We start from the raw sequence: 16,940 nt of genomic DNA on the forward strand, positions 1-16,940 counted from the left end.
GTAAATTCATATTCTCAATCAGCAACGCCAAAAAACAATTCTCATAACTCAAACACACTTGCTATAATCCCATCACCTGTGGTCTAATACTCTTTAACTTGCTAGCATTTAATTGCCGACGTGCTTCTAAAGCCAGAGATTTTTCCTTTTTCTCCAAGTCATCAATTATTTTAATTAAATTCCCCAATTGACTATCAGGATTTGCGACCATAGCTTTAATAATTTCTTGAAAATGGCTCAAGACTTTAGTAACCGTCACACCAGAAAATCGGCGTAAATCATAGAGCAGATGTAGCCCTAAATTTGCGCCGGGTATTGCGACAATTGCTAAAGGATAATGAGTACTCGCAACCGAACGAATATTATCAAGTTTTAAGTGTTGTGTACCTAATTGAGAAATATCAACTTTGGAGTTTTGAACTACTAGAATACTTTCAAATAAAGGTAAACCTTTAGGGACATTACTCCAAATTTGAACCTGTGCTAAGGGACTATATTCATAATTACGCAAATTTATTTGTTGGATTTGTAAAGATTTCAGCCAAGGCAAAAGTAAATCTTCAGCAGATATTTTCACCCTTGCAGGTAAAGTATTGACAAAAAGCCCAACCATAGCATCAATTCCCGCCAAATTAACTGGACGACCAGACAAAACTGTGCCAAAAACCACATCTTTGTTGCTGCTATAGTGACTTAAAAGTAAAGCCCAAGCTCCCATTAATAGGGTATTTAAGGTTAAATGCTCCTGTTTTGCTAGACAAATTAATGCTTCTGTGGTATTCAGAGAAAATTCAACTTCCTGTTGAGCATAATGTTCTTCTTGATTAGATAATTTCCGGTTATTTTCGTCTATTCCTAGAGGAGTAGGTATTCTCAAATCCTGAATTTCTCGCCGCCAAAATTTTTCTGCTGCTGTTAAATCCTGTTGTTTTAACCAGGTGATATAGTCTCGATAGGGACGGCTTGGTTGTAACTCAATATTTTTGCCTTCGTCAAATGCTCGATAAAAAGTAAAAACTTCTTTGAGCAGGATAGCATCAGACCAAACATCGGAAATTAAGTGGTGACTACTCCAAATTAGCTGATGGGTGTTTGCTGCTATTCGGATAATTGCTAGACGCATTAAAGGTGGCTGAGAAAGATTGAAACCTCGCTTTCTATCTGCTTGTAAATAATCTTGTAACTGCGCTTCTTGAGCAGTAGGAGAAAGTTCAGACCAGTCATACTGAATTATTGATAATGTTGTTTGGCGGTGAACTATTTGAATTGGCTTTTTCAGCCCTTCCCAAACAAAAGCTGTTCTTAAGGTTGGATGTCTAGCTACTACTTTTTGCCAAGCTTGCTCAAAGGCGAAGAAGTTAAACTTTCCATGTAAAATGCACATTTGTTGTGCAAAATACATCCCAGAGTCAGGATTAGCGAGGATGTGAAAAAACATCCCCTGTTGTGTAGGCGAGAGTGTGTAGATATCTTCGATATTTTTAGGGTTCATATCTAAAGATTTGGTGTGGCTGAGGAGGTATCACGCTACAGGCGCAGAGAGTAAGATTTGAGGATATCCTTATTAGTTGAGGAAAAGCTGATTGAGTTCTTCTTGAGTTAATTCGGCTTCGGGAAAGTCTGAGGGTGTAAAATTTACCGTATCTGTAGATTGACAAAGAGCAATTAGCGATCGCAATTTCTCTATAAAATCAATAGCTAGTTGTTCTACGGTGGATTTCAGATGAATATTTTCGCTATATCCCCAACTAATTTCTAGCTGTCCTCCCATGACTTTCCCTATTACTTGTAACAGGTGAGAACGACTAGCACTAGGACTGATAGTCACACCTGGGGATTCACTAGCTAATCGAAAGGTGGAAGATTCTCCAAAAACGCTATCGAATTGTCCTAAGTAATTAAAAATAATTTCAGCTTGGGGAAGTTTACTTAATTTTTCTACCTCACTTCGCTCTTCGCAACAATAACGTAACAAACCATAACCTATTCCCCGCTTGGGAATCCGGCGAATTTGTTCTTTCATTGACATTAAAATATCAATGGATGCTTGAGACTTCTCTATACTCAAATACACAGGAAATACGGAAGTAAAAAAGCCCACTGTACGAGATAAATCCACTCCCGAAATCACTTCTTCACGTCCATGTCCTTCTAAGTCAATCAGCAAATTATCCATCCCTGTCCATTGGGAAATAGTCTGTGCTAAAGCTGTGAGTAACACTTCATTAATTTGGGTCTTATATTTTGCCGGAATTTCTTGTAGCAGTATACGAGTTTCTTCTGGTGTGAGAGATACTGATAAAATGCGAGTTGATGCTTCAATATTCGCACCTCCTGTTAAATCCACAGGTAAAGGGCTAATTGGTTTTGAGTCTGTCAACCAATAATTTAACTCTTGTTTAAGTTCTGATGAGTTAGCGTAGTTCATCAGCAGACAAGACCATTGCTGAAAAGCAGTTGTTTTTGGTGGAAGATTGATAATTTCTTGGCGCTGAAGTTGCTGATAAGCTGTTTGCAAATCTTCCACAAGTACCCGCAAGGAAAAGGCATCTTCTATCAGGTGATGTAAAATCAACAACAAGCGGCTGGTTTGATGAGAACCGAGATGGAAAAAAGCAACTTTCATTAACGGCCCTTGAGATAAATTTAAGCTGCTTTGTAGTTGAGATGCTATCTTTTCAATGGCAGATTTTTGTTCTGTTTCAGACACATTTGATAAGTTGAATTGAGCAAAAGCTACTGTTTCTCCTAAACCTTGATTCACCTGTTCCCAGATTCCTTGTTTTTGTGCAAAACGCAAACGCAGCGCATCATGATGTTCTAACAATTTCTGACAAGCTGTTTCTAACAAAGCTGGGTCTTGTCCTGGTTGTAATTCTAGTAAAACGGCTTGATTCCAATGGTGAGGTTCTGGAAAGTTTTGCTCAAAGAACCACTTTTGTATAGGTGTCAGGGGTATTGCTCCCTTGATTGGCTCTTGTTGAGCTTGACGCACCAAAATTGTACCGACAACTGTTGCTAATTCCGCAATGGTGGGATATTCAAATAACTGACTGGTACTAAGTTGCAGACCTAACTGATGAGCTTTGGCGACAACTTGAATACTCTGAATTGAATCGCCTCCCAGAGCTAAAAAGTTATCATGAATACCTACTTGTTTAATTCCCAATGCTTGACTCCAAATGCTAGCAAGTGCCTCTTCTATTGGTGTACGGGGAGCTATATAGTTAGTTTGTACTTCTGTGCTTGCTTCTTTCATCAGCATTTCTAGAAGTTCACGCTTTTCTGTTGAAAGTAATTCAATACGCTTTAAAAGTTCGTCACTCATGGCGATTTTGGATTTTAGATTTTGGATTTTGGATTATTTGGAGATTTTGAAGCAATGCTATTTATGGGTTTTGCGTAAAATCTTAGGGAATTGAGGGGGAATTTAAACGCAAAGGTACGCAGAAAGTTTGCTAGTAATGAAGTGTTGTACTAAGTTTGTATTGATAACTTTTTCTGGGAAAGCATTGTTTTGACTTGATCTTCTGAAAGTTCCTCCAGCATTTTGAGAATTTGAGCCATTTTTTCATCTTCAGATTGTGTTTGTTCTGGTGCTGGTAAACTCTGGCGATCAACTTTGCCATTGGGAGTTAATGGTAAAGTATCTAGGATAAGGAAGGCAGTAGGTATCATATATTCTGGTAACTTCTGTTTCAAATAATTTTGCAATTCACCCTTGGTAGGTGCGGGTCTTTGTTTAGGGACTATATAAGCAATTAAGCGTTTGCTACCCGAATTTTCTTGTCTGACGATGACAACAACTTCTCGAATAATCGGATGTTGCAATAAAACCGCTTCAATTTCTGTTAGTTCAATCCGATATCCTCTTAGTTTCACCTGATAATCACTACGTCCTAAAAACTCGATGTTCCCATCAGGTAAATAACGCGCCAAATCCCCGGTTTTATACAAGAGATTCGATTTTGAATTTTGGATTTTAGATTTTGGATTGCTAAATTGTGCGTGAGTTTCACAAGATTTTGAATCCTCACTAAAATCTCCCAATCTAAAATCTAAAATCGGCAATCTAAAATCCCTAAACGGGTTGGGAATAAACTTTTGGGCTGTTAGTTCTGGGCGGTTAAGATATCCCTTGGCTATACCAAAACCACCAATGTGCAGTTCTCCCGGAACTCCAATTGGTACTGGTTGTCCGTAAGAATTAAGCAAATATATCTGGGTGTTGGCAATGGGGCGACCGATCGCAACAGGAGTCGTTATATCATGGTTTTGACAATCGTAAACGCTACTCCAGACTGTTCCTTCTGTGGGGCCATATTCGTTAAATAAGGATGTGGAAGGTAGTAGTTGACGGTGATGTTGTACTAACTCGCTAGAACATATCTCCCCTGCGACAATGACGGTGCTAAGAGAAGTTAACTCTCTGGAATCTATATGTGCTAAAAGAGCTTTATATAAGGAAGGAACACTCAACCAATGGGAAATCTGATGTTGAGCGATCGCTTTTCCTAACTGCCATATGTCTTTTTGGCTACCCTCCTGCACCAGTACTAAGGTTCCTCCTTGACAAAGCGTCCAAAATATACATGCAACTGAGCTATCAAAGGCGAAGGATGGAAGCAATAAGAAACTGCTGACTCGTTGTTGATAGTAGCTCATCCTCGCACTAGTTGAGTGAAGCAAGTTTTGGTGAGTAATTAGCACTCCTTTGGGTTGACCTGTGGAGCCGGAGGTATAGATAATATAAGCGAGGTTTTCTGGAGTATTGTGATTGATCGGGTTGTCTGTGCATTCCTGACTCCAGGTATTTCCGTGTGAATCTAGGCAAACTACTTCAGCTTTATGGGCAGGAAGTCTTGTTAATAAATGTGTTTGAGTCAGTAAAACTGGTACTTGGGCATCTTCCAGAATCACAGCCAGATGTGCTTGAGGATACGCTGGATCTAAGGGAAGATAAGCACCACCAGCTTTAAGAATACCCAGAATTCCCACGATCATTTCTAGGGAACGCTCTAGATAAATTGCGACTGGGACATCGGGACTAACGCCTAAGTTACGTAGGTGGTGGGCAACTGCATTAGCACGATGATTTAATTCTTGATAGGTTAGTTGTTCATCACCAAAGACTAAAGCGATCGCATCAGGGTTTTTTGCAGCAGTCACTTCAATCTGTTGATGGATCAGTAAATCCTGGGGATATTCCCTGGCTGTATTATTCCACTCCACTAAAATCTGATGCTGTTCTGACTCTGGGAGCAAACATTGAGACTCATAACGCTCAAACGGTTGGGAAGACATTACCGTTAATGTCTCACTGAAATAACGACCAATGGCTTCTAGTTGCCCTTGAGGAATGTTTCTCAAGTCACATTCTAAATCGAGTTGTATGCCATCGGATGTATGATTGCGATTAAACTCTACCTTTAAACCAAAATGGGTTTCACCAAACCCTTGAGCGCCGACAATTCCCAGTCCTTCTAAAGTCTCAAGAGTATGGAAAATGTGAAAATGCGTGTAGTTAAACACAGTCTCTACTAAAGGCTGTAGAGGTTGGCGGCCACTTAATTGTTGTAAATCTGCGTAGGGAAAACGTCTGAAAGGTAACAATTCCCGTTCCTCTGCAAATACCTGCTGTACCAAATCTACCCAAGTTCCTCCTGTCAGTTGGAAGCGAAATGGTACTGTGTTCAAATGAGTTCCTAGGGTCTTTTCTGCATCGGCTTCTTCTAAGCGACCATTAGACTCAAGTCCTGTGAGAATATCGGTTTCACCACTCAACAAACTCATAACTCTGATATGTGCTGCTAACAAGACATTTTTCAGGGGAACTTGTGCTAATCGAGACAGTTTCTTCAGTCCCTCGGAAACTTGGGGGGAAATGGGGACATCTAAGACAGCTATTTGTGGTGCGTCTGTTTGGCGATCGCAATTATGCCAACTTTTAATTTTTGTGGTGAGACAATTTTCTAGCTTTTTCGTCCAAAATGCCCGACATTCTGGAGAATTTAGCACCGAACGCTCTAAGGCGATGAAATCCCGATAGGTAATTACTGGAGGGGATTCGATAAAGCGATCGCCATTCAGTAGGGCGTAATAACGATGTAACAATTCTGTCAGTAGGGAAGACTTACTCCAACCGTCAAGAATTGAGTTGTGACAGCTCAAAGTAAAATAAAACGACTCATCTGTTAAACGTTGAATAAAAAAGCGGATGATGGGAGCAAAAGACCAGTCAAAGTGAGTGTTTCTTTCCACTTCAATCCAATCTGCTAAAGCTTTTTTTCGTTGTTCTGGCGATAGACTCCGTAAATCCTGTACTTGAAATGGTACTCTAACAGTTTGATGAACTAATTGCAGAGGTTCCCTAAAGTTGGTCAAATCGAAGGAAGTCCGCAATATGGGATGGTAAGCCACAAGCTGCTGCAAAGCTAATTCAAAAAGTTCAACATCCAGATGAACTTGCAAATGATAAAGAAAGACATCATGGTACATCGGTAAGTCAGGACAATACTGACTGTGAAAAATCACCCCTGCTTGGACTCTAGCTAAAGGATAAGCATCTACCACATTGCTGGGTAGTTTTTGGCGTTCGGCTTCCGAAATCAGACTGAAAGGCTTTGTTGTTGTTGCTGGAGTACTCGGTGCAATAGTAGTAATTTCTTGCGCCAAAGTATAGATAGTTTGATGTTGAAATAGTTGCGGTAGTGAAAAATTTAAGCCTCTTTCTATCGCTTTGGCTCGGACTTGGATGCTGCGAATAGAGTCTCCTCCAATCTCAAAAAAATTGTCATGGATACCTACTCGTTCAATCCCCAATACATTTGACCAAATTTCGGCTAATATCTTCTCAATGGAAGTGCGAGGAGCCACGAAAGCGTTGTCTAATTCAGGTCTTGTCTTGCTCGGTATGGGAAGCGATCGCCGATCTACTTTACCATTAGGTGTCAATGGAATGGCATCCAATAGCACAAACGCTTTGGGAATCATATAGTCTGGCAATTTTTCCCTCAGAAAACGCCGCAGTTCGCTAACCGTGGGTGCGCTTTCATGTTTGCAGACATAATAAACAATTAATTGACCCTCAGCTTCTATTTTCGCAGATTTGCCTTTTAATAAGCGCCGAAAAGCATTGATGGCTTCCCTATCTCCTAGCTCATTTACGGGATTTGCTGGTTTTTGCTGATGATTGGGTTCTTGAATCAGTGCGATCGCTTCTCGAACCCCCGGATGTTGACACAAAACAGCCTCAATCTCTCCCAACTCAATCCGAAACCCACGAATCTTTACTTGCTGATCGATGCGTCCCAAATATTCAAGTTCGCCATTGGGTAAGTAACGAGCCAAATCTCCAGTTTTATATAAGCGATTTTTGAGAGTGCTGAGTGATGAGTGAGAAGTTAAAAATTCTCCTCCTGCTCCCCTGCTCCCCTGCTCCTCTGCTTTTTCAAAAGGATTGATAATAAACCTTTCCGCAGTCAATTCCGGGCGATTGAGATAACCACGAGTTACACCCGCACCACCAATGTAAAGTTCACCAGCCACCCCAATGGGAACCGGTTGCTGTTGTGAATCTAATAGATATACTTGCAAATCAGGAATCCGATACCCGATGGGACTACCAGGTTTTTGGCTTAAATCCGCCATAGTTATGGGACGATAGGTTACATGTACGGTTGTCTCCGTAATCCCGTACATATTCACCAATTGCGGCTTACTATCTCCGTGACGTTCAAACCAGGGCTGTAAACTCCCAATTTCTAAAGCCTCACCACCAAAAATCACTTTTCTTAAAGCCAAGGTTCCAGTGTCACCTGCTTCTTCTTCTGCACCTATGAGTTGACGAAAAGCAGAGGGTGTTTGATTGAGGATTGTCACCTTTTCGGTACATAACAACTGATAAAATGCATCTGGCGATCTCGTAATCCAGTAGGGAACTACCACCAGCCGTCCACCGTGAAGGAGAGCGCCCCAAATCTCCCAAACTGAGAAATCAAAAGCGTAGGAGTGAAAATTTGTCCAAACATCGCGATCGCTAAAATTAAACCACGATTGAGTGGCAGCAAACAACCGCATTACGTTCTGGTGCGTAACTAAAACACCTTTGGGTTTACCAGTCGAGCCAGAGGTATAAATTACATCAGCCAGATTACTGGGATTCACCTGACTCACTACATTATCTACTGACAATAACTCTAAAGTTTCACGCTCTTTGTCTAAACAAACAATCTGCGCCCCACACTCAGGTAAACTTGCAAGTAATTTCTCCTGAGTTAACAATACTGCAACCTGAGCATCATCTAACATAAAAGCTAGACGTTCTTGGGGATAGGTGGGATCTAGAGGGACGTAAGCGCCGCCAGCCTTGAGAATTGCCAAAATCCCAACCACCATCTCTATGGAGCGTTCTAGATAAATACCCACCAATACTTCTGGTTTTACACCTAAAGCTTGCAAATGATGGGCTAATTGATTCGCTCGTTGGTTCAATTCTCGGTAAGTAAGCCATTCTTGTTCAAATACTAGTGCAACTGCGTCTGGTGTTTGCTGAACCTGAACCTCAAACCGTTGATGGAGACAGATATAACTTACACCAAAACTCTCTGAAACTCTTATTCCTCCGTGTTCTCTGTGTTCTCTGTGTTCTCTGTGGTTCGATTTTTCATTACCTGTAAGTAAGTTATGCTCAATAGTGTTCCATTCCACCAATAGTTGATGCTGTTGGGACTCGGTTAATAGTGGTAAATTTGCAATCTGTTGCTGTGGATTGACAACAATTCCTCCTAGTAATGTTTCAAAATGCTCGGATATCCGGACGATAGTAGCAGCATCAAACAAATCTGTATTGTATTGCCAAGAAGCAGACAACACACCATCAACCTCAGCCATCATCAGCGTCAAATCAAACTGAGCTATCCGCCCAGGTAAATGCAGAGATTCTAGCTCTAAATCCCCTAATTTGATGCTTGCGCCTGTTTCTCCCAAGGCAAATGCAGCCAAACCTTCTCCGTTCAGTAGGTGCGCTTGCTGGAAAACAAACATCACTTGAAACAGTGGCGAACGACTGGGATCGCGCACTGGTTGTAGTTGCTCAACTAACCGCGCAAAAGGGTAATCTTGATGTCTGAAAGCATCCAGTACACAAGAACGCACTTGCTTGAGGAACGCCTCAAAACTGGGATTTCCTGAAATATGCGATTGCACCACCACAGGGTTGACAAAATACCCAACTAATGCAGCTAAATCTGCCCGACTTCTACCTGTGGTTGGCGAACCCACTAAGATATCTTCTTGACCGGATAAACGGTAGAGCAGCACCACAAAAGCTGCTAACAAGGTTGTATAGAGGGTAGTATTGTTAGCTTGACTCAAAGCTCTGAGTTTTGCTGTTAAATCTGCATTCAGTTTGCATAACTGCGAAGCCCCTCGATCAGTTTGCATCGGTGGTCGGGGTCGGTCAGTAGGTAAATTTAAAACTGGTAATTCCCCTGAGAGTTGTTGTTGCCAGTATGACCAAAGCCTTTCACCTGAAGGACTAGCCAGCATTTCTCTCTCAGCACGAACATAGTCTATGTACGAATGGCTGAGGGGAATGAGATGATGTTGCTCACCAGCTTTTTGTGCTTGGTAAATAATTCTCAACTCATCGACAAGCACTGTTAAAGACCAGAAGTCAGCCACAATATGATGTACAGCCAACAGTAGGATATGTTCATTGTTTAACCCCGTGAACAACAGCACCCGCATTAAGGGGCCAGTTTCCAGATTAAAGGGGCGGTGAGCTTCTGCGATTAAGCGGTTTTTGAGAACTTCTTCACTCCAGGTTGCAGCGTCTTCTTGCTGAAAACAAACCTCTAGGTGTTCGTGGATATGTTGGGTGGCTGTTCCTTGGTTCGCACTAAAGGTAGTTCGTAAACATGGATGACGGTCTACTAGTATTTGAAATGTACGTTGCAGAGCAGTAATATCGAGTTCACCATGCAAACCTACAGCATTGACAATATTGTAGGCGGGGCTGGAAGGTGAGAGTTGATGCAGGAACCACAAAGCCTGCTGACTGTATGAAAGAGGGTATTCAGTGACAGCTTGTGGTACTGGAGGGATAGGGATTTCTTTTGATATCTGTATTAAGCTGGCTAAATCTGCAATCGAAGCACCTGCGAGAATGTCCGCCATTGGTAAGACGACACCTAGTTGAGTTTCGATGCGGTTTTGTAGTTCAATAGCGGTTAAAGAATCGATACCTAAATTACTCAAAGGCTGGTGGTAATTTAAATGCGATCGCTCTATTTTCAAAACTTGCGCTACTAGCTGTTGTAAACTACCAACTAACTCTGACTGTTGCGCTTCACTGCTCAACAAGCTAACTCTAGAATTAGACTGTTCTAGAATACTGCTATGTACAACATCTAGACTGTTATTAGTAAATCCTAATCGGCAAGCATGACGCTGAATCTTGCCACTAGAAGTTTTGGGGATAGAGCCAGTTTTCAGCAATAACACCGCATAAACTTGCAGTTCATATTCTTCTACTATTGCCTGACGAATGGCTCTAATAACTTCATCCCCAGCCAAATTTTTGAGATATGTGCGTTTTACCTCTATCGTCAGTACCAACCGTTCCTCATCATCAACTTCCACGGCAAATGCTGCACTACTGTTTGGTTGCAGTGCTGGGTGACTTTGTTGTGCTGTTTGTTCAATGTCTTGAGGGTAATGGTTACGCCCTCGGATGATAATTAAATCTTTCAGCCGACCAGTAATGAAGAGTTCGCCCTGGTGTAAAAATCCCAAGTCTCCCGTCCGCAGAAAAGGGCCTTTTCTAGTATCTTGCAGGTAAGCTTGGAAAGTCTGCTGTGTCTGTTCTATCTGCTTCCAGTAGCCTGAAGCGACGCTCCCACCTGCAACCCAAATCTCACCTACTTCATTACTGTTACAACAAGTCAAAGTATCAGGATTGGCAATGACTATCTGCATATCCTCTAGGGTTTGACCACAAGAGACGAGAATTTTGTCCCCAACCGCCGGAACAACTTGATTTTCAGCCAGCGCCGTTTGCTGAAAGGATTGCATTACTGGTGCGGCTGTCTTCAGTCCACCAGAAACCATCAAAGTTGTTTCCGCCATCCCGTAACAAGGGTAGAAAGCTTCGCGGCGAAAACCACAGTCAGCAAAAGTTGCGGCGAAGCGTTCCAAAGTATCAGCACGGACGGGTTCGGCTCCGTTAAAAGCAACTTCCCAACTACTTAAGTCAAGAGTCGCTCGTTGTTCGGGAGTAATCTTATTCACACAGAGGTCGTAGGCAAAATTCGGCCCGCCACTAGTAGTGGCTTTGTATCGGGAAATCGCTTGTAACCAACGTACAGGGCGCTGTAGAAACGCAACAGGAGCCATGAGAATGCAGGGAATACCTAAATATAGGGGCTGAAGCATATTCCCAATCAATCCCATATCATGAAACAGTGGCAACCAACCGACAAAGATAGTCTTGGAACTATGCCCCATAGACTGCTGAATAATGCGCTGGTTATGCAGCAGATTCCCATGACTCACCATTACACCTTTAGGTGTGGCAGTGGAACCTGATGTGTATTGTAGAAAAGCTAAGGTATCACTACTAGGTTGAGTTTGTTGCCAATTATTTTCTAGTCCACTGTGAAGATTATCGGTAGTCACCCACTGCATGGACTTGAGGTTGGGAGTTTGCTGCAACTGATGTTCTATCTGAGCCAAAATCTTGGTGGTTGTCAGTGCCACAGTTGCTTGTGCATCAGCCGCGATCGCTGCTAATCTGGGCATGGGTCGATTCAGCCGAGGCGGATAAGCAGGGACGGCAACGACTCCAGCGTAGAGACACCCAAAAAAGGCAGCAATGTATTCTAGACCTGGCGGATACAGTAGTACAGCACGCTCTCCACTGACTAGGCAATTTTGTAGCTTTGCTGCAATAGTTCGAGCTTGACAATCGAGTTCCTGGTAAGTCAAATGGGCTGCTTCTGTTTCTCCATCAAGCAAAAAAGAATAAGCTTTTTGGTTGGGCTGTTGACTGGCTCGAAACCGAAGAATTTCTATGAATGTAGAAAAATCCATTAGCATATCTAAAGGTTGATTGCCCATTTTTAATACCACTGACTAAGTATGGTTATGAGTTCGCTCAAGCAAGATTCTTTAATTAATAATAATATTGGCAATTACATATAATAAAAAGCAGATTTATTGGGACTGTTATCAGATTTTTGCGTTCCTACATTTAGATTTTTATACAATCAAGTCGAATAGAAAATTTATCTAGCAAATTTATGCTCAAATCTCTAGCTTTGATTGATAAAAAATCATCAACAACTGACAAAATTAACGGCTCAAATGCTCTAAATTACATACACAAATTCATATAATGATTTAAGTTGTTACCTGTGTCAAAAGACAAGATGTCAAACTTCAGCCAAGATAACGAGAGCAATTTTTTTGAGCAGCTAGGTGACATTAAACAGGAAGATCCAACATTATTAATCATCGCAAAAACCTTGAAACCTCATAGGCGCGAGTTTGGTGTCAAACACTGTGTATTCAATATTATTATGCCTTTTTGGACGACCTAGAAGCAACAACCCACAAAAAGCTAGTGGGTATTTTTTTAACTAGAAGTTATGTGACAAACTACTAAAGTTTATCAGTTTTGTTGTTAACAACTAGATGATAATCATTATCATTATCATGGTATTCTGGTTCTTGTCAAGCAGATTACATAAGATTAATAATTGTGCGAAAAGATATAGCGTAATCAAAAAATCTCAAGAATACACGGTAAATACTACACAATGCTCACCAAACCTCATACCAATTCAATATGAAAATGCATATAATTTAGCCGGCGCAGGCAGGCTTTGTTTGTTTAGCCCCAGACTTCCAGAGGAAGGGCGTTAATATGCAGCTTCACCGAAGGCGGCTATCCCTCCGGGGTAGGAGGGATAATAAACCGCCGCGTCAGTGGTCATTGGTCAATCAATTTTGGATTTTGGACTTTGGATTTTAGATTAACCCACCAGCATGAATGCAGGGGCTTTAATTAAAAATTGTGGATTTTGGACTTCGTCGTGAGCGATCAGTCGAACGATGCGTGGATTTATTCCATGCATTAATTCGCTTGCTTTGAGCTTGTTCATTCCCATCTATTTGCTGTTAATTATTTTTTCTCGTACTTCACAAAAGCAAAAATGCCTATGTTTCAACACAGTGTAGCCCGAAATATGAGGGTGTTTACTCTCATTTGGTTTGGACAACTAGTCTCAATGCTGGGTTCTAGTCTGACAAGCTTTGCTCTGGGAGTTTGGGTCTATCAAACAACTGGATCAGTTACACCGTATGCACTTATTTCCTTGTTCTCGGTACTACCAGGTCTTTTTATAGCACCATTAGCAGGCGTGTTAGTGGACAGATGGGATCGACGTTGGTTAATGATTTTTAGTGATGCTGGAGCAGGTTTGAGTAGTCTGACAATTGCACTGTTGCTGTGGCTGGATCAACTCCAAGTTTGGCAAATTTACCTTGTTGTTGCCACTAGTTCAATTTTTGGTGCTTTCCAGTGGCCTGCTTATGCTGCTATCACAACATTACTTGTTCCTAAACAGCACTTAGGGCGTGCTAATGGAATGGTACAGTTTGCGGAAGCAATATCACGGTTGATTGCACCAGTCTTAGCAGGAATATTAATTGAAACAATCAATCTTCAAGGTGTGATATTGCTAGATAGCGTGACTTTGCTTGTTGCGATCGCCACGCAGATGTTCGTTCGATTCCCGAAAATCAAAACTACGATCGCAGATGAAGAGAAAAACAAATCCTTGCTACGGGAGGCGGTGGATGGCTGGATATACATCACTACTCGACCCGGACTACTGGCATTGTTGATATTTTTTACTATCAAAAATTTTTTGGTAGGAACTGTTAACGTACTGATTACACCTTTAGTTCTATCTTTTGCCTCCACTACTGTCTTAGGCTCTGTACTCTCAATTGGTGGCAGTGGTATGCTCCTTGGCAGTTGTGTGATGAGCTTTTGGGGTGGTTCACGGCAACGTATTCATGCTTTACTGGGCTTTACCCTGTTGGGTGGGTTATCTATTGTCATGGCTGGAGTTAAACCAGCAGCACCAGTTTTCTTTGCAGCTGCGTTTACCTACTTCTTCGGCTTCCCCATTGTCAACAGTTGCGATCAAGCTATTTGGCAAAGCAAAGTTGAGCTTGCTGTCCAGGGACGAGTTTTTGCTTTGCGACGTATGCTGACTTGGGGATCTCTACCGCTTGCTAGTCTTGTGGCAGGCCCCTTAGCCGATCGAGTCTTTGAACCTTTACTTGTTCCGGGAGGGTTATTAGCCGGAAACCTGGGACAGATTATTGGTATAGGGAAAGGATACGGCATTGCCCTATTATTTATTCTTATGGGAATACTGACTATGTTGACCACAGTAGGCTTCTATTTATACCAACCTCTACGTTTATTAGAAACTCAATTGCCTGATGCGATTGCTGACAATACGCCAATTTCTAAGGAAGACATAAGACAAAATTAAATTAAATTATGGACGATAAAAATTCATACAAGATCATAAATGGTTGGTACTGACATTACCATTTGTATGTTGGGTAATGCCCATTGCCCAACCAAAGACCACAGCTTTTGATGTGCCGATGATGGTTGCTGCGGCGGCAATTTCTGCCTGGGACAAGCCGCAGGTAGCCGTGATTGTTTCCCAAGAAAGCGATCGCGCCTGTTCTAAGGGACATCCAATTTTTTCAATACCCAATCAATTTGTAGTGCGAGCATCTTGCTCGCTGGTGTTCAAAAGCGAGCAAGATGCTCGCACTACGGAATTTGGGTAATTTATTTTTTGTAAGTCCCTAATACCGCTTCCCACCCTTGGGTATATGCTCGCAAAAAGTCGTATTGCACAAATCCCTGTTCTATTAAAGCTTTCTGAATGCCCAAAAACAGAGCCACATCACTACCCGGAATCGGTTGGAGATACAGTGAAGCAATGTCAGAACCAGGAATCAAAGACTTAACTGGAAATGCCGGAGAGCCAAATTTCACCAAGCCAATTTCCATCACGGGATTGATTACAATCACTTTGCCACCTCGCTCTCGCAGTTTGATCAACTCATTCATCAAACGTGGATGGTTGTAAGCAGAATTTGCCCCTGCTAACACCACACAATCTGCTTGCTTCAAGCTTTTCAGGCTGACGATTGAGGTGTTTGTGCCAAACATCTCTTTGAGTGCGGTTGTGGAAGGAGCATGGCACAGGTCTGAACAATCTGCCAAATTATTGGAACCCAGGGTTCGCAGCAGCAGTTGTAGTAAAAATGCCGCTTCGTTGGAGCCACGCCCAGAACTGTATGATGCTACTCGCTCTGGTGGTTTATTAAAGGCATCTGTGGCGATCGCATAAATCTCTTCCGAAGAAATGCGCTCATAATGTTCACTACCTGAGCGTCGAATCACCGGGAAGCTAAGTCTTCCCAATCGATCCGCTTCCATAGAAGATAGCTGTTGTAGGTCAGTAATTGTATGGGAATCAAAGAAATGGACTGGAACCGCAGGTTGGATTTCGGCTGAAATTGCTTCTACACTTTTCATGCAGCGTTGCAGTTTCTCACCCGCTTCATTGGTGAATCCTCCTTTTTGCCCACCAGTCCCCCAGGAGCAGGACAGGCAAGCACTCTTGTGAAACAGGGTTTTCCAAAGATGTGGCCCTTGAAGTGAGAGTGTGTGCTTTGCCCAATACTCAATTACAGGCAACCCACCGCCAATTTCTGGGGTGTTTTCATTGGTTTCGTGGAAGGGCGGTTGGGGCTGGGGGTTGCTATCCATCTGGTTGCAGCGACAAATCAGTTCATTTTGTGCAATTTAATCCAATTTACTGGACATGAGAATTCCTCATTAGGTAGATTTTCGCGCTCTCCCATTCGTATTGCCCGTAATCAGAGTTGGCAAATCTCGCCGGGAAATTAATCGTTTCCGGACATAAGGTTTAATCATGGTTTTCAATTCCGTGGTGTTGACTGTTGACCGTTGAATGTTAACAGTCAACAATCAACGATCGCATTTCGCTCTCTATTTTTAGATTGCTAAATCTTTAGAAAGGACGGCTACCCCGGAGGCTGACTCGTTTGAGAATACGGGTAGCATTGGCCTCAAATTCAGGGCGATAGTGAGCAGTTGCTTGGTTATCCCAATACAGCAAGTCGCCCTTGCTCCATTGGTGACGATAAGCAAATCGGGGTTGTTTGATATGCTCTTGCAATTTTGCAACTAGTTTTGCGCCTTCTACGTGGTCATAATCTACGATGTCTACATCACTAGCTGCATTAAAGAAGAGAATCTTTTTACCTGTATCTGGATGGGTACGAACTAGAGGATGAATTGCTACTCTTTCGCCAGCTTCAGGAGCGCGACCTGCTGCATATTTCGGGTTACCATATTCATCCCGATCTCTACTTCCATAGAAATTGAAGTAACGAATTTGCAAGCCAGCAATTTGCTGTTTGGTAGCATCATCTAACTCTTCGTAAGCTTGAGCCAAATTTACCCAATAGGTATCTGGGCCATTCTCAGGTACTTCTACTGCATAGAGGAAAGAGCCGCTAGAGGGTACAGGTAGCCAGTAGTGATCGATATGGGGTAAAAGTTCTTGATAGTTCGGTCGGATATTAACTGAACTTTCTTCAGGAGCAGCATTTGCGAGAGTCAGAACTAGAGGCGGTAGATATTCTTCTGTCTCCCCTTTGCGGATGTAAGCAGGTTGTTGGAGAATATCGCCAAAGAAGTTGGCAAACTCTAGGGCGTGTCATCAATTAGGTAAACTTGAGTAGGTAATGCTTGGGATAAGCCAAATAGAGAAACAATGACTCGACGTTATGCGCTACGAGATGACCAG

Annotated in this window: 6 protein-coding genes and 2 pseudogenes; 1 reads left to right on the plus strand and 7 read right to left on the minus strand. The window is 42.2% G+C overall.

Annotated elements, in window-relative coordinates:
- Positions 1 to 61 precede the first annotated feature (61 nt).
- The 4 genes from AACW45_RS29345 to AACW45_RS29360 form a co-directional block, all read right to left on the minus strand.
- Complete coding sequence (locus tag AACW45_RS29345; RefSeq protein WP_190636518.1) at positions 62 to 1,492, minus strand: condensation domain-containing protein; 1,431 nt, start codon at positions 1,490 to 1,492, stop codon at positions 62 to 64.
- 72 nt (positions 1,493 to 1,564) lie between these two features.
- The gene (locus tag AACW45_RS29350) at positions 1,565 to 3,328 is read right to left on the minus strand and encodes a condensation domain-containing protein (RefSeq protein WP_190636520.1); all 1,764 of its coding nucleotides are present in this window, start codon (positions 3,326 to 3,328) and stop codon (positions 1,565 to 1,567) included.
- Positions 3,329 to 3,477: 149 nt separating this feature from the next.
- Positions 3,478 to 12,120, minus strand: coding sequence for a non-ribosomal peptide synthetase (locus AACW45_RS29355; protein WP_242045787.1), 8,643 nt, complete (start codon positions 12,118 to 12,120; stop codon positions 3,478 to 3,480).
- Between the two features lie 917 nt (positions 12,121 to 13,037).
- A complete protein-coding gene (locus AACW45_RS29360; RefSeq protein WP_277883139.1) occupies positions 13,038 to 13,166 on the minus strand; it encodes a hypothetical protein in 129 nt (42 codons plus the stop codon).
- Between the two features lie 84 nt (positions 13,167 to 13,250).
- On the opposite strand from AACW45_RS29360, the gene AACW45_RS29365 reads away from it, so the two are divergent.
- Positions 13,251 to 14,573 (plus strand): MFS transporter, encoded by a 1,323-nt coding sequence (locus AACW45_RS29365; RefSeq protein ID WP_306415013.1) that lies wholly within the window; start codon positions 13,251 to 13,253, stop codon positions 14,571 to 14,573.
- A 33-nt stretch (positions 14,574 to 14,606) separates the two neighbouring features.
- On the opposite strand, the gene AACW45_RS29370 is transcribed toward AACW45_RS29365, so the two are convergent.
- From AACW45_RS29370 to AACW45_RS29380, 3 genes and pseudogenes are all read right to left on the minus strand, one after another.
- A complete protein-coding gene (locus tag AACW45_RS29370; RefSeq protein ID WP_339385101.1) occupies positions 14,607 to 14,807 on the minus strand; it encodes a hypothetical protein in 201 nt (66 codons plus the stop codon).
- A 95-nt stretch (positions 14,808 to 14,902) separates the two neighbouring features.
- Positions 14,903 to 15,874 (minus strand): annotated as a pseudogene (locus AACW45_RS29375) (molybdopterin-dependent oxidoreductase); the annotation flags it as partial.
- A 265-nt stretch (positions 15,875 to 16,139) separates the two neighbouring features.
- Positions 16,140 to 16,832 (minus strand): annotated as a pseudogene (locus AACW45_RS29380) (TauD/TfdA dioxygenase family protein); the annotation flags it as partial.
- Positions 16,833 to 16,940: the final 108 nt, after the last annotated feature.

Source organism: Calothrix sp. FACHB-168 (assembly GCF_963889195.1).
GTDB classification, from domain to species: domain Bacteria; phylum Cyanobacteriota; class Cyanobacteriia; order Cyanobacteriales; family Nostocaceae; genus Aulosira; species Aulosira anomala_A.